The organism is Pseudomonas sp. F01002 (assembly GCF_004402115.1).
GTDB classification, from domain to species: Bacteria; Pseudomonadota; Gammaproteobacteria; order Pseudomonadales; family Pseudomonadaceae; genus Aquipseudomonas; species Aquipseudomonas frigoris.
Window position 1 is genome coordinate 416,433 of sequence record NZ_SOPU01000015.1, and the last position, 15,140, is coordinate 431,572.

A 15,140-nucleotide genomic window follows, 5' to 3' on the forward strand; every position below is an offset into this window, starting at 1 on the left:
AGACGAGAGAAACCGGAGCTGAGGTGCGTATAATTCTGCCAGACATCGGAGCCCGAAGACGCATGCCGCACACTAAAGATGATTTACCCGACGCGCTGTATAGCGCCGCGCAAGTGCGAGCCCTCGATGCGAGCCTGATTGCGGCCGGCACGCCGGGCTTCGAATTGATGCGGCGCGCGGCGCGGGCGACCTGGCGTGCGCTGGTCCGTCATTGGCCGTCGGCGAATGAATTGAGTGTCGTGGCCGGTCATGGCAATAACGCCGGCGACGGTTATCTGGTGGCCGTGCTGGCCCGACGTGCGGGCTGGCATGTGCGGGTGCTGGCGGCCGGTGATCCCAAGCGTTTACAGGGTGACGCGGCATTGGCCCATGCTGAGGCGGTGTCTGAGGGCGTCGCGGTTCAAGCCTTTAGTGCACAGTCCGAGTTGCGCGGTATTGTGCTGGATGGCTTGCTCGGCACCGGTCTGACGGGAGAGGTGCGAGAACCCTACGCGGGCGTCATTGCAGCGATCAACGGCAGCGGGCTGCCGGTTGCGGCGGTGGATATCCCTTCGGGGTTGTGCGCTGATACCGGCCGAATACTCGGCGCTGCGGTGCGGGCTGACCTGACGGTGACATTCATCGGCCTGAAACTGGGTCTGTTCACCGGCGATGCTGCAGACGTGGTCGGCGAGTTGGTGTTCAACGATCTGCAAGCCTCCCCCGAGTCGTTTGACGGAGTCGCCATCAGCGCACGTCGCCTGACGGCCAGTTCCTTGCCGCGTCTGGCGGGCCGGGCTCCAACTTCCCATAAAGGCAAATTCGGCCACGTCCTGCTGATTGGCGGTGATCGCGGCTTTGGCGGCGCCATCCTGCTGAGCGCGCAAAGTGCCCTGCGTAGCGGTGCGGGCATGGTGTCCGTGGCGACGCGCAGTGAGCATGTTCCGGCCGCCCTGGCGAGAATCCCCGAAGCCATGGTGTTGGGCACTTCGTCGGCCAATCAACTGATGGAACTGCTGCAAAAGGTTTCCGTGCTGGTTGTCGGCCCAGGCTTGGGTCAGGCTTCCTGGGGCCGCAGCCTTTTGTCGGCGGCTGCCAACGCGCCGCTGCCGCAAGTCTGGGACGCCGACGCATTGAATCTGCTGGCCACAGAGCACATGAGCTTGCCCAAGGATTGTGTGATCACTCCGCATCCGGGCGAAGCGGCGCGCTTGTTGGGGATGAGCACTGCCGAAGTGCAGGCCGATCGTCCTGCGGCGGCTCACGCATTGAGCAAAAAATATACAGCTGTCGTGGTGCTGAAAGGCGCCGGCAGCCTGATCGCCAGCCCCGATGGGCGCCTGGCGTTGTGTCATCAGGGCCATCCGGCCATGGCCACCGCCGGTTTGGGTGATGTGCTGGCCGGTCTGGTCGGCGCGTTGCTGGCTCAAGGCATGGAGGCGTTCGACGCCGCCTGCCTGGCCGTCTGGCTGCACGCCAATGCCGGCGCGCAAGAAGGTAAATCGGGCCGTGGGCTGACGGCCAGTGATCTGATTCCAGCCATTCGTCAGTTGTTGGAGGAGCAAGCACCGTGTCTGAAATAACCCTGTACCTGGCTGATGAAGAGGCGATGACCGCATTTGGCGCACGCATCGCGCAAACCACCGAAGGGCACGGTCTGATTTTTCTCGAGGGAGATCTGGGCGCGGGGAAAACCACGCTGTCCCGGGGCATCATCAGAGGGCTGGGGCATAAAGGGTCGGTAAAAAGCCCTACGTTTACCTTGGTCGAACCCTACGAGATTGGTGACATCCGGGCCTTCCATTTCGACCTCTATCGCCTGGTCGACCCTGAAGAACTGGAGTACCTCGGTATCCGCGACTACTTCGAAGACGACGCGTTGTGCCTGATCGAGTGGCCCGAAAAGGGTGCAGGCTTTTTGCCAAAGCCCGACCTGACCATTACCATTAGCCCGCAAGACAGCGGGCGTTCGCTGAAAATTTTATCCCAGGGCTCGCGTGGCGAGTCGTGGTGTGCCGCTTTGGCATTGGAAACCAATTAAATGATGGGGTTAGGTATGCGCTTTCGCGCGATGGTAGCTGCCGTAGGATTGTTGTTTTTGGCGGTGACCGTCGACGCTGTGGCCGAGACAAAGGTCAACAGCGTTCGCCTGTGGCGGGCTCCGGACAACACACGACTGGTGTTCGACCTGAGCGGTCCTGTCCAGCACAGTGTCTTTACCCTGACCGCCCCGGATCGGCTGGTCATCGACATCAATGGCGCGTCACTGGGGGCGCCGCTGAACGTCAACAGCTCGAACACTCCGATCACCGCCATGCGCTCGGCTCAACGTACGCCAACCGATCTGCGGGTAGTCATCGACCTGAAAAAAGCCGTGACGCCGAAAAGTTTTACCCTGGCGCCAAACGCCCAGTACGGCAATCGTCTGGTGGTCGACTTGTTCGATAGCGCCGCCGACGCCGCGCCAATTCCGGCGCCGACCAACGTCGCGACAGTAGCCCCGGTACCGGTCACGCCGGTGGAGCCCGCGGTGAAGCTGCCGCCAGCCCCGGCCGGCAAGCGCGACATCGTTGTGGTCATCGATGCCGGCCACGGCGGCGAAGACCCGGGTGCCTCCGGCTCTCGCGGTCAGCGTGAAAAAGACGTGGTACTGGCCATCGCACGCGAACTGCAGCGTCAGGTCAACGGCATGAAAGGCTTCCGCGCCGAACTGACCCGCACCGGCGACTACTTTATTCCGCTGCGTGGCCGTACTGAAATCGCCCGCAAGAAAGGCGCCGACCTGTTCGTCTCGATCCATGCCGACGCCGCGCCGTCTGCGGCAGCCTTCGGTGCGTCGGTGTTCGCTTTGTCCGATCGCGGCGCCACCTCGGAAACCGCCCGGTGGCTGGCCGACAGCGAAAACCGTTCCGACTTGATCGGTGGTGCTGGCAGCGTCAGCCTCGACGACAAAGACCGCATGCTGGCCGGCGTGCTGCTCGACCTGTCGATGACCGCTTCCCTGACTTCGAGTCTGGACGTTGGCCAAAAGGTCTTGAGCAACATCAGCCGGGTCACGCCGTTGCACAAACAGCGGGTGGAGCAGGCCGGGTTCATGGTGCTGAAATCGCCGGACATTCCATCGATCCTGGTGGAAACAGGCTTTATCTCCAATGCCAATGAAGCGTCCAAGTTGTCCGGGGCGAGCCACCAGCAGGCCCTTGCGCGTTCCATCAGCGCCGGTGTGCGCCAGTTCTTCCAACAGAACCCGCCACCGGGCACTTACATTGCCTGGCTGCGTGATTCCGGCAAGATTGCCCAAGGCCCGCGTGACCACCGGGTAAGCCCGGGCGAAACGCTGGCGATGATTGCCGTGCGTTATCAGGTGTCCCCGGCCACCCTGCGCAGCGCCAACAACTTGCAGAGTGACGAGCTGAAAATCGGTCAGACCCTGACCATTCCTGGCACTGAACTGGCGGCCAAAGAATGAACCAGGTGTTGACCAACACGGCTCGCATCGAGCTGCTCAGCCCGCGACTGGCGAACCAGATTGCCGCCGGTGAGGTGGTTGAGCGCCCGGCTTCGGTGATCAAGGAGCTGCTGGAAAACAGCCTCGACTCCGGTGCCAAGCGCATCGATGTCGATGTGGAGCAGGGCGGCGTCAAGCTGCTGCGGGTGCGCGACGATGGCAGCGGCATTTCTGCCGATGACCTGCCGCTGGCTTTGGCGCGTCACGCCACCAGCAAGATCCGCAATCTGGAAGACCTCGAGCAGGTCATGAGCCTCGGGTTTCGCGGTGAGGCCCTGGCATCCATCAGCTCCGTGGCGCGTCTGACCCTCACCTCTCGCACTAAAGAGGCCGATCAGGCCTGGCAGGTTGAAACCGAAGGCCGGGACATGGCGCCTCGCGTGCAGCCGGCGGCCCATCCGGTGGGCACTTCGGTGGAAGTGCGCGACCTGTTCTTCAACACCCCGGCGCGACGCAAGTTTCTCAAAACCGAAAAAACCGAATTCGATCACCTGCAAGAAGTGATCAAGCGTCTGGCGTTGGCGCGCTTCGACGTGGCGTTCCATTTGCGCCACAACGGCAAAACCATCCTCAGCCTGCATGAAGCCCATGATGACGCGGCCCGTGCCCGGCGTGTGGCGGCGATTTGCGGTTCGGGTTTCCTCGAGCAGGCGCTACCGATCGAGATCGAGCGCAATGGCTTGCATTTGTGGGGCTGGGTCGGCTTGCCGACGTTCAACCGCAGCCAGGCAGACTTGCAGTATTTCTTTGTGAATGGCCGAGCGGTACGCGACAAACTGGTGGCCCACGCGGTGCGCCAGGCCTATCGCGACGTGCTGTTCAATGGTCGGCACCCGACGTTCGTGCTGTTTTTCGAAGTCGATCCGGCCGGCGTTGACGTCAACGTGCACCCGACCAAGCACGAAGTGCGCTTCCGTGACGGGCGCATGGTTCACGATTTCCTCTATGGCACCCTGCACCGCGCCTTGGGCGATGTGCGGCCGGAAGACCATCTGGCCGCGCCTGTCGCGACGGCCATCGTTCGACCCACCGGCATTGATGCTGGCGAGTTCGGTCCTCAGGGCGAAATGCGTCTGGCGGCCAATGCCTTGCTGGAGCAGCCTCAGGCCCAGCCGTCGTTCAATACGCCGGCCGGCTCGGGCGCTGGTGCCGGTTATCAATATCAGTACTCTCCGCGGCCTCAATCGGGTGTGCCTGTGGCTGAAGCTCGGGCTGCCTACCGGGAGTTCTTTGCGCCGTTGCCAGAAGCGAATGCTGTCGCACTTCCGGCCGGGCAGGACGATGTTCCGCCGCTGGGTTATGCACTGGCGCAGCTCAAAGGCATCTACATTCTTTCGGAAAACGCCCAGGGCCTGGTGCTGGTGGACATGCATGCCGCTCACGAGCGGATCATGTACGAACGCCTGAAAATCGCCATGGCCAGCGAAGGCCTGAGCGGTCAGCCGCTGCTGGTGCCGGAGTCCCTGGCGGTCAGTCAGCGTGAAGCCGATTGCGCCGAAGAACACGTCGCGTGGTTCCAGCGTCTGGGCTTTGAATTGCAGCGTCTGGGCCCGGAATCCCTGGCCATCCGGCAGATCCCGGCCTTGCTCAAGCAAGCTGAAGCCAATCGATTGGTCAGTGACGTTCTGGCGGACTTGATGGAATACGGCACCAGCGACCGGATTCAGGCGCACCTGAACGAATTGCTCGGCACCATGGCCTGCCACGGCGCGATTCGTGCGAATCGGCGTCTGGCCCTGCCGGAAATGAACGGTCTGCTGCGGGATATGGAAAACACCGAACGCAGCGGTCAATGCAACCATGGCCGACCGACCTGGACCCAACTGGGCCTGGACGATCTGGACAAACTGTTCTTGCGCGGTCGTTGATGAACCAGCTCCCTCCTGCGATTTTCCTGATGGGGCCGACCGCCGCCGGCAAGACCGACCTGGCCATCGAACTCACCAAAGTCTTGCCTTGCGAGCTGATCAGCGTCGATTCGGCGCTGGTCTACCGTGGTATGGATATCGGCACCGCCAAGCCTTCAAAAGAGCTTCTGACTGAGTTTCCACACCGGTTGATCGATATTCTCGACCCGGCAGAGAGCTATTCGGCCGCAGATTTCCGTCGTGATGCCCTCGAAGCCATGGCCGAGATCACCGCGCGGGGCAAAATTCCGCTGCTGGTGGGCGGCACAATGCTCTATTACAAGGCTTTGGTTGAAGGTCTGGCAGACATGCCAGCGGCAGATCCGGACGTCCGCGCACAGATCGAAGAAGAAGCTGCACGCCTTGGCTGGCAAGCCCTGCACAATCAACTGGCGGTCATTGATCCGGAATCCGCCGCGCGTATTCATCCGAACGATCCACAGCGACTCAGTCGAGCACTGGAAGTTTATCGCGTCAGCGGTCAGAGCATGACTGCACTAAGGTTGCGACAATCTGCGCAAAGTACTGAAGCAGCCGCCTCGGGACTGCAACAATTGCCCTATACTGTCGCGAACTTGGCCATTGCCCCGGCAAATCGCCAGGTATTGCACGAGCGAATTAAACAAAGATTCACGAATATGTTGGAACAGGGATTCATTGACGAGGTCGTAGCCCTGCGTAAGCGAAGTGACCTGCATGCCGGGTTGCCGTCTATACGTGCAGTAGGCTACCGACAAGTCTGGGACTACCTGGATGGCAAGCTGACGCAAGCCGAGATGCAGGAGCGTGGAATCATTGCCACGCGCCAATTGGCAAAGCGCCAGTTCACCTGGCTGCGCAGTTGGGCTGATTTACACTGGTTGGACAGCCTCGATTGCGACAATCTGCCGCGCGCCTTGAAATACCTTGGGACCATCTCCATATTGAGCTGAGTCCTTGCAATTGCCGTCTATCCTTGGGGGTGTGACGGCCCCAAGCTATTTGTTTACCTATTTTTTATATTGAATCCTTAAAGGAGTGCGGCACATGTCAAAAGGGCATTCGCTACAAGACCCTTACTTGAATACTTTACGTAAAGAGAAAGTGGGGGTTTCCATCTACCTGGTCAACGGGATCAAACTGCAAGGCACGATCGAGTCTTTCGACCAGTTCGTTATCCTGCTGAAAAACACCGTCAGCCAGATGGTTTACAAACACGCTATCTCTACAGTGGTGCCGGTTCGTCCAATTCGTCTGCCTAGCGCAACCGAATCCGAAGCAGGTGACGCTGAGCCAGGTAACGCCTGATAGGAGTCTCCTTTGTTCTTTGAGCGCCACGGTGGTGGTGAGCGAGTGATCCTCGTTCACTTGGATGGACAGGACCCTGAGGCGCGCGAAGATCCGCAGGAGTTTCAGGAATTGGCTAATTCGGCCGGCGCCGAGACCGTTGCGTTTTTTAACGTGCCGCGTCATCGGCCAACCGCCAAATTCCTGATCGGTAGCGGCAAGGTCGAGGAACTACGCGACCTGGTCCATGCCGAAAAGGCAGATCTGGTGATCTTCAATCACATCCTCACGCCCAGTCAGGAACGTAACCTCGAACGTGTTTTCGAGTGTCGCGTGATCGACCGCACCGGTCTGATTCTCGATATTTTCGCCCAACGCGCCCGTACCCATGAAGGCAAGCTCCAGGTAGAACTGGCCCAGCTTGACCACATGAGCACCCGGCTGGTTCGTGGCTGGACTCACCTTGAGCGTCAAGGTGGCGGTATCGGCATGCGTGGCCCGGGTGAAACCCAACTGGAAACCGACCGCCGTTTGCTGCGAGTTCGCCTGCGGCAGATCAAAGGCCGGTTGGAAAAAGTACGCAGCCAGCGCGAACAGTCGCGACGTGGCCGTATGCGTGCGGATATCCCTACCGTGTCTTTGGTGGGGTACACCAACGCCGGTAAATCTACGCTCTTCAATAACGTGACGAAATCCGACGTGTACGCGGCTGACCAGTTGTTTGCCACGCTGGACCCGACCTTGCGCCGTCTGGAACTGGACGACCTGGGGCCGATTGTCCTGGCCGACACTGTGGGTTTCATCCGCCACTTGCCCCACAAGCTGGTCGAGGCATTTCGGTCTACCCTCGAAGAGTCGAGCAACTCCGATCTGCTGTTGCACGTGATCGATGCGGCCGAACCGGATCGCATGTTGCAGATCGAGCAGGTGATGGTGGTGTTGGGCGAGATCGGTGCCCAGGACTTGCCGATCCTCGAGGTCTATAACAAACTCGATTTGCTTGAAGGCGTTGAGCCACAAATCCAGCGCGACGAAAACGGCAAGCCTCAACGGGTCTGGCTGTCGGCGCGTGATGGCAGTGGTCTGGAATTGCTTGAGCAAGCCATTGCCGAGTTGCTGGGCAGTGAGTTGTTTATCGGTACCTTGCGCTTGCCGCAACGATTCGCTCGACTGCGTGCGCAGTTTTTCGAGCTCGGTGCGGTGCAAAAAGAAGAACACGACGAAGAAGGTGTCAGCTTGCTGGCCGTTCGATTGCCCCGTTCGGAGCTCAATCGGCTGGTCAGCCGTGAAGGCGTTGTGCCGACAGAGTTCATCGAGCAACACACTTTGCAATAAAAGCCTGGAAAAGCGGTTGTGCCGCGGTGACGGGCATTCTGTAGCATTGGTCGGCGCGCCGTGGGTGCGTCTTTGCTTTATCAGATGGAGAGCGCTATGGCTTGGAATGAGCCGGGTGGCAACTCGAATAATCAGGATCCTTGGGGTGGCAAGCGCCGCAATAACGGCGACCGCAAGGGACCACCGGATCTCGACGAGGCCTTCCGAAAGCTGCAGGAAAGCCTGAACGGGTTGTTCGGTGGTGGTAAAAAACGCGGTGATGACGGTGGCGGTTCGGGCAGGAGTGGCGGCTTCGGCGGTCTGCTCGGCATCGGCCTGGTCGTGTTGGCGGCCGTGTGGCTGTACAGCGCGGTCTATGTGGTCGACGAGCAGGAGCAAGCCGTGGTGCTGCGCTTCGGCAAGTACTACGAAACCGTTGGCCCGGGCCTGAACATCTATTTCCCGCCGATCGATCGCAAGTACCTGGAAAACGTCACGCGTGAGCGTGCCTATACCAAGCAGGGTCAAATGCTGACTGAAGACGAGAACATCGTCGAAGTGCCGCTGACCGTGCAGTACAAGATCAGCAACCTGCAGGACTTCGTGCTGAGCGTCGATCAGCCGGAAATCAGCCTGCAGCACGCGACCGAAAGTGCCTTGCGCCACGTGGTGGGTTCCACCGCTATGGATCAGGTGCTGACCGAAGGTCGTGAATTGATGGCCAGCGAAATCAAGGAGCGTCTGCAACGCTTCATGGATACATACCGCACCGGCATCACCGTCACTCAGGTCAACGTACAGAGCGCAGCCGCACCGCGTGAAGTGCAGGAAGCCTTCGATGACGTGATCCGCGCCCGTGAAGACGAGCAGCGTTCGCGTAACCAGGCTGAAACCTACGCTAACGGTGTCGTGCCGGAAGCTCGTGGTCAGGCCCAGCGCATCATTGAAGATGCCAATGGTTACCGTGACGAAACCGTCTCGCGCGCCAAGGGTGAGGCTGATCGCTTCACCAAGCTGGTGAGCGAGTATCGCAAGGCACCTGAAGTGACCCGTCAGCGTCTGTACCTGGACACCATGCAGGAAGTCTTCAGCAATACCAGCAAGGTTCTCGTGACCGGCAACAAGAATGGCCAGAGCAATCTGCTGTACTTGCCGCTGGACAAGATGGTCGAAAGCGGTCGCAACACCAGCACTCCGGTGACCGGCGCGGCAGCCACCAGCAATGAAGCGAATGTGCGTGCAGCCGATCTGCAGCAACAGCAAGCACGTACCAGGGAGAGTCGCTGATGAGCAATAAATCGCTGATCGCCCTTATTGTCGGCGTCGTCGTGGCGATCGCTGCCTGGAACTGCTTCTACATCGTGGCTCAGACCGAGCGTGCGGTGCTGCTGCAGTTCGGTCGTGTGGTCCAGACTGATGTTCAGCCGGGCCTGCATGTGAAAGTGCCTTACGTTAACCAGGTGCGCAAATTCGACGCACGCCTGATGACGCTGGATGCACCGACACAACGCTTCCTGACGCTGGAAAAGAAAGCCGTCATGGTTGATGCCTACGCCAAGTGGCGCGTGAAAGATGCCGAGCGCTTCTACACCGCGACTTCCGGCCTCAAGCAGATTGCTGACGAGCGACTTTCCCGTCGTCTGGAGTCGGGCCTGCGTGACCAGTTCGGTAAGCGCACGCTGCACGAAGTGGTTTCCGGTGAGCGCGATGCGCTGATGACCGATATCACCGCTTCGCTGAACAAGATGGCGGAAAAAGAGCTGGGTATCGAAGTTGTCGATGTTCGGGTCAAAGCTATCGATCTGCCGAAAGAAGTGAACCGCAGCGTGTTCGAGCGCATGAGTTCCGAGCGTGAGCGTGAAGCTCGCGAGCACCGCGCCAAGGGTAACGAACTGTCGGAAGGCATTCGTGCCGACGCTGATCGTCAACGCCGCGTGTTGCTGGCTGAAGCCTATCGTGAATCCGAAGAGGTTCGCGGTGACGGTGATGCCCAGGCGGCTGCGATCTACTCCAAGGCCTACGGCCAGGATCAGGAGTTCTACGGTTTCTACCGTAGCCTGCGTGCCTACCGTGAAAGCTTTGCGAACAAATCCGACGTCATGGTCCTGGACCCAAGCAGCGACTTCTTCCGTTACCTGGAAAAAGCCAAGCCTTGATACGACGTTGACCTGAATCATCCCCCGCCTGGCGGCTAACGCCTCGGGCGGGGTGATCCTTTGGGAAAACGTGTGTATGATGCGGCAGCCGGGAAATTCCCGGCTTTTTTGCGTCTGCACGTTTGATTGCTGTTTTTATGCAGGCGTCCGAGTTGAATGACTCGACAGGTTTTTCGAGGAAAGTGGTTGGCGAAGCCGATTTCAGGCTTTTCGCCCCGTTGTTTATGCGCGTGGTTTGCGCATGAGCCGATCATTTTCTGCTTCACTCAAGGCTCGCCCAAAGGCTGGCCGCCCGGATCATAGGGGAATGGCGTAATGGCAACGGTAGACCGCTGGCTGCTGCCAGATGGCATCGAAGAAGTACTGCCACCAGAGGCGGCGCGAATTGAAATTGCGCGTCGTCAGGTGTTGGATCTGTTCCAGAGCTGGGGTTACGAGTTTGTCGTGACTCCCCATATCGAGTACCTGGAATCCCTGCTGACCGGCGCGGGCCAGGACCTCGATCTGCGTACCTTCAAGGTCATCGACCCGCAATCGGGCCGGCAGATGGGTTTCCGTGCCGACATCACGCCGCAAGTGGCGCGCATCGATGCGCACACCTTGCGTCGCGAAGGCCCGAGCCGTCTGTGCTATGCCGGTAGCGTCCTGCACGCTCAGCCGCGCGCCTTGTCGTCCTCGCGCAGCCCGATCCAGCTGGGTGCCGAGTTGTACGGCGATGCCAGCCCGAGCAGCGACGTGGAAGTCATCAGCCTGATGTTGGCTATGCTGCAACTGGCCGATGTGCCGGATGTGCACATGGACCTCGGTCATGTCGGTATCTACCGCGGCCTGGCTCGCGCCGCCGGTTTGTCCGGTGAAGTCGAACAACAGTTGTTCGATGCGTTGCAACGTAAAGCCATCGACGAGGTCATTACCTTGACCGAAGGCTTGCCTGCCGATCTGTCGGGCATGTTGCGGGCGCTGGTCGACCTGTGTGGCGGCCGTGAAGTATTGAGCGCTGCCCGTGAGCGTCTGGCGAATGCGCCGGCACCGGTACTGGCAGCTCTGGACGACTTGCTGGCGATTGCCGAACGTCTGTCCGCGCGCTTCCCGGAGTTGCCGCTGTATTTCGACCTGGGCGAGTTGCGCGGCTACCACTACCACACCGGTGTGGTGTTCGCGGTGTTCGTACCGGGTGTTGGCCAGTCCATTGCTCAGGGCGGTCGTTACGACGACATCGGTGCCGACTTCGGTCGCGCCCGTCCGGCAACCGGCTTCTCTACCGATTTGAAAACCCTGGTGACCCTGGGGCGTGCTGAGATCGAGTTACCGTCTGGCGGTATCTGGATGCCTGACAGTACGGATGCGGCACTCTGGCAGCAGGTTTGCCAGTTGCGCAGTGAGGGTCAGCGTGTCGTTCAGGCGTTGCCTGGACAACCTTTGGCCGCCGCCCGTGAAGCGGACTGCGACCGGCAATTGATTCAGCAGAACGGGCTTTGGCAAGTATCGCCACTGGCTTCTTGAGTTTTCCTGCCGGCCGCGGCCGGCACCAAGTTTGCGCGAATGAGGACAAGTGTTATGGGTAAGAATGTCGTAGTCCTGGGCACCCAATGGGGTGATGAGGGCAAAGGCAAGATCGTTGATCTGCTGACCGAACATGCTGCCGCCGTAGTGCGCTACCAGGGTGGCCACAACGCTGGTCACACCCTGGTGATCGATGGCGAAAAAACCGTCTTGCACCTGATCCCGTCGGGCGTGCTGCGCGAAGGCGTGCAGTGCCTGATCGGCAACGGCGTGGTGGTTGCCCCCGACGCTCTGCTGCGGGAAATCATCAAGCTGGAAGAGAAAGGCGTACCGGTGCGCGAGCGCCTGCGTATCAGCCCGTCCTGCCCGCTGATCCTGTCCTATCACGTAGCGCTGGACCAGGCGCGTGAAAAGGCCCGTGGCGAGCTGAAGATCGGCACCACCGGTCGTGGCATCGGCCCGGCGTACGAAGACAAGGTTGCACGTCGTGGCCTGCGCATCGGTGACCTGTTCCACCGCGAGCGTTTCGCCGCCAAGCTGGGCGAGTTGCTGGATTACCACAACTTCGTTCTGGTCAATTACTACAAAGAGCCTGCGATCGACTTCCAGAAAACACTCGACGAGTGCATGGAATACGCCGAGCTGCTGAAGCCGATGATGCTCGACGTCACCGCTGAGCTGCACGAACTGCGTCGCGCTGGCAAAGACATCATGTTCGAAGGCGCCCAAGGCTCCCTGCTGGACATTGACCACGGTACTTACCCGTACGTCACCAGCTCCAACACCACCGCGGGCGGCATCGCTACCGGTTCGGGTTTTGGTCCGATGTACCTGGATTACATCCTCGGCATCACCAAGGCTTACACCACTCGTGTTGGTTCGGGTCCGTTCCCGACTGAGCTGTTCGATGACGTGGGTGCTTTCCTGGCCAAGCGCGGCCACGAGTTCGGCGCTACCACCGGCCGTGCCCGTCGTTGCGGCTGGTTCGATGCCGTCATCCTGCGTCGCGCTATCGACGTCAACAGCATCTCGGGCCTGTGCCTGACCAAGCTGGATGTGCTGGACGGTCTGGAAACCATCAACATCTGCGTTGGCTACAAGAACCAGGATGGTGCAGTGATCGACGCACCGACTGACGCCGACAGCTATATCGGCCTGGAGCCGGTGTACGAAGAGATGCCGGGCTGGACCGAATCCACCGTCGGTGCCAAGACCCTGGAAGAGCTGCCACAGGCTGCACGCAACTACATCAAACGCGTTGAAGAGTTGGTCGGTGCGCCGATTGACATTATTTCGACGGGCCCGGACCGCAACGAAACCATCGTTCTGCGTCACCCGTTCGCTTAATAAGTCGTTGATGTAAAACACAAAGGCCCCTTAATTGGGGCCTTTGTCGTTTCTGTCTGTCGGACGGCACGACCCTTGCTGTGAACTTCATTAAGCGCATCGCTTCTAGCGTGCCATCAATTTAATGGCGTTAAAGCAGAGGGATTCTAAGTGTCGGCCGTTCTCTCACTGTTACAAAGCCGTCTATTACGGCCTGTGTTCGTTACCCTTGGTATCGCACTGTTGGTGCAGGTGCTGGTGGCTGTCGCCCTGACTCGGAGCACAGTGACCGCACTGGAAGCCGATCTGGGTGTGCGCCTGGGTGCCGACAGTCAAAAACTTTCCGGTGAGCTTGAGCAGGCAGGGCGTGAAGTCACGTCGAGCCTCGACAGTCTCTCCACCAGTACTCGTCAGCGCCTTACGGCGGGTTTGTCCTCGCGATTGAAGGACGAGCAGGCACAACTGCGTGCGACGCTGGAGAAGGATCTGAAGGACTCCGCCAATGATATGGCGCAGCTTCTGGCTTCGGTCGCACCCCGCGCCATGTGGGACAGCGATGTTCCAACCCTGTCCGAATTTGCCCGCCGGGCTCAGCGTAATCCCAATGTGCTATTCGTGGTCTACGACGACGCGACGGGGCAGCATCTGACGCGCTACCTCAACCGCGAGAACCCGATCAACAAGGCGCTGCTTGAGAAGGGTCAGGGCGAGCGCGCCCTGGACAAGGTGCTGGATGCGGCGAAAAACGATCCATCGGTCTATTACCTCGAAGCCTCGATCAATCCTAACGGCGTGGAAATCGGCAAGGTCTTGATGGGTGTCTCGACCGCCTCGGTGGAAACCGATCTGGCGGCCCTGGACAAACGCTTCTCGGCGCTGATCGCCAGCAGTGATCAATTGGTGGGCGACAGCCTCAAGGGCGCGGCAGCTGATAGCGCCACGGCGATGCGTGCGCGTCTGACGTCCGCTCAGTCCACGGCATCTGAAATGAAAGCCAATACCACCAGCACTGTGCAGGAAGCTGCGGCGACCTTGCGCTGGCGCATCGGCATGGGTCTGGCGCTGGTGGGATGCGGTGTGCTGCTGTTGCTCGCGGTGGTGCTGGGCCGTCGGGTGGTCAATCGCTTGAAATTGCTGATTGCGGCCATGGATGATTTGGCTGCGGGCGAGGGCGACCTGACCAAGCGCGTGCAGATCAACAGTAAGGACGAAATCGGCGACATGGCCTCGGCGGTCAATCGCTTTGTGGATAAGTTGCAGCCGATCGTGCGCGAAGCGGGCGATGTGGCTCAACGCACTGGCGTGGAAATCGGCGCCATGACTTTACGCAATGCCGGGGCCGATAAAGCGGCGGGCATGCAGCGCGATGAAGTAGCCGAGAGCCTGCGTGCGTTGTCGCAAATGGCTGACGAAGCCCAGTCTGAAAGTCATGCCATGCAGGCAGCTTTGCAGCAGGTGGTGGATATTCGTTCGGCCACGGATGAAAACACGCGGACCTCCGCGAAAGTCGGCAGCCTGATCGAGGCGTTGGCCGGGCAGGTCGATACCGGGGCGAAAGTTATCGAGCGGCTGGCGCAGCAGAGTGAGCAGATTGAAGTGGTGCTGACGGTGATTCACGGGATCGCCGAGCAAACCAACCTGCTGGCGCTGAACGCGGCGATCGAAGCGGCGCGTGCGGGCGAGACCGGTCGCGGGTTTGCTGTGGTGGCCGATGAAGTGCGGGCGCTGGCGAGCAAGACACAGAGCTCCACCGGCGACATTCAGGCGCACATCGTTGCCTTGCAACAAGGTGCGCGTGAGGCGGTGGCAGCGATCGGTCAGGCCGGGCGTCAGGCCAGCGAAGGTTTGCTGGTGCTGCGTGACAGTGCGCGGTTGCAGCAATCGGTGCAGGCGTCGGTCGAGCAGGTTCATGCGGCGATTGGTCTGGCAACGCAGGCAGCGGCGCATCAGGCGCAAGGCGCGCAAGCGGTGCGCGGTCGGGTTGAAACCATTCATGTGCAGGCTGAGAAGGCGGCTCAAGCGGTGGTGGAAACCACGGCCAGCGGCAAGGTGCTGGATGGGTTGGCAGCGCAGTTGAAGGCGAGTCTGGGGCAGTTCCGGGCTTAATATTTGTATTGGTTGGTCTGGCGTCATCGCGAGCAAGCTCGCTCCCACATTGGAATGCGTTCCCCTGTGGGAGCG

At 60.2% G+C, this 15,140-nt stretch carries 12 protein-coding genes; all 12 read left to right on the forward strand.

The features are described 5' to 3' along the window. The first annotated feature begins 62 nt into the window (after positions 1-62). Positions 63-1,562 carry an NAD(P)H-hydrate dehydratase gene (locus E3W21_RS11455; RefSeq protein WP_134419827.1) on the forward strand — a complete coding sequence of 500 codons (1,500 nt, stop codon included), beginning with the start codon at positions 63-65 and terminating at the stop codon, positions 1,560-1,562. Next, positions 1,550-2,020 (forward strand): tRNA (adenosine(37)-N6)-threonylcarbamoyltransferase complex ATPase subunit type 1 TsaE, encoded by a 471-nt coding sequence (gene tsaE, locus E3W21_RS11460; RefSeq protein ID WP_134419829.1) that lies wholly within the window; start codon positions 1,550-1,552, stop codon positions 2,018-2,020. The genes E3W21_RS11455 and tsaE overlap by 13 nt, the downstream gene beginning before the upstream one ends. Beyond that, the gene (locus E3W21_RS11465) at positions 2,021-3,448 is read left to right on the forward strand and encodes an N-acetylmuramoyl-L-alanine amidase (protein ID WP_129438979.1); all 1,428 of its coding nucleotides are present in this window, start codon (positions 2,021-2,023) and stop codon (positions 3,446-3,448) included. Next, positions 3,445-5,355 carry a DNA mismatch repair endonuclease MutL gene (gene mutL / locus E3W21_RS11470; RefSeq protein WP_134419831.1) on the forward strand — a complete coding sequence of 637 codons (1,911 nt, stop codon included), beginning with the start codon at positions 3,445-3,447 and terminating at the stop codon, positions 5,353-5,355. Before E3W21_RS11465 ends, mutL begins: the two co-directional genes overlap by 4 nt. Then, positions 5,355-6,326 (forward strand): tRNA (adenosine(37)-N6)-dimethylallyltransferase MiaA, encoded by a 972-nt coding sequence (gene miaA, locus E3W21_RS11475; protein ID WP_134419833.1) that lies wholly within the window; start codon positions 5,355-5,357, stop codon positions 6,324-6,326. Before mutL ends, miaA begins: the two co-directional genes overlap by 1 nt. Before the next feature lie 94 nt (positions 6,327-6,420). Next, positions 6,421-6,681, forward strand: coding sequence for an RNA chaperone Hfq (gene hfq / locus E3W21_RS11480; RefSeq protein ID WP_007902656.1), 261 nt, complete (start codon positions 6,421-6,423; stop codon positions 6,679-6,681). A 12-nt stretch (positions 6,682-6,693) separates the two neighbouring features. Further along, positions 6,694-7,995, forward strand: a complete 1,302-nt coding sequence (gene hflX / locus E3W21_RS11485) for a ribosome rescue GTPase HflX (RefSeq protein WP_033055543.1) — start codon at positions 6,694-6,696, stop codon at positions 7,993-7,995. Positions 7,996-8,091: 96 nt separating this feature from the next. After that, a complete protein-coding gene (hflK, locus tag E3W21_RS11490) occupies positions 8,092-9,261 on the forward strand; it encodes an FtsH protease activity modulator HflK (protein WP_134419835.1) in 1,170 nt (389 codons plus the stop codon). Beyond that, a complete protein-coding gene (gene hflC, locus E3W21_RS11495; RefSeq protein ID WP_008156983.1) occupies positions 9,261-10,130 on the forward strand; it encodes a protease modulator HflC in 870 nt (289 codons plus the stop codon). The genes hflK and hflC overlap by 1 nt, the downstream gene beginning before the upstream one ends. A 315-nt stretch (positions 10,131-10,445) precedes the next feature. Continuing rightward, entirely contained in the window at positions 10,446-11,633 is a 1,188-nt protein-coding gene (locus E3W21_RS11500) for an ATP phosphoribosyltransferase regulatory subunit (RefSeq protein WP_134419837.1), read from the forward strand. Between the two features lie 54 nt (positions 11,634-11,687). Continuing rightward, on the forward strand, positions 11,688-12,980 hold the full coding sequence (locus E3W21_RS11505; protein WP_010464193.1) for an adenylosuccinate synthase: 1,293 nt from the start codon (positions 11,688-11,690) through the stop codon (positions 12,978-12,980). A gap of 150 nt (positions 12,981-13,130) precedes the next feature. Next, positions 13,131-15,065, forward strand: a complete 1,935-nt coding sequence (locus E3W21_RS11510; RefSeq protein ID WP_134419839.1) for a methyl-accepting chemotaxis protein — start codon at positions 13,131-13,133, stop codon at positions 15,063-15,065. Positions 15,066-15,140 lie beyond the last annotated feature (75 nt).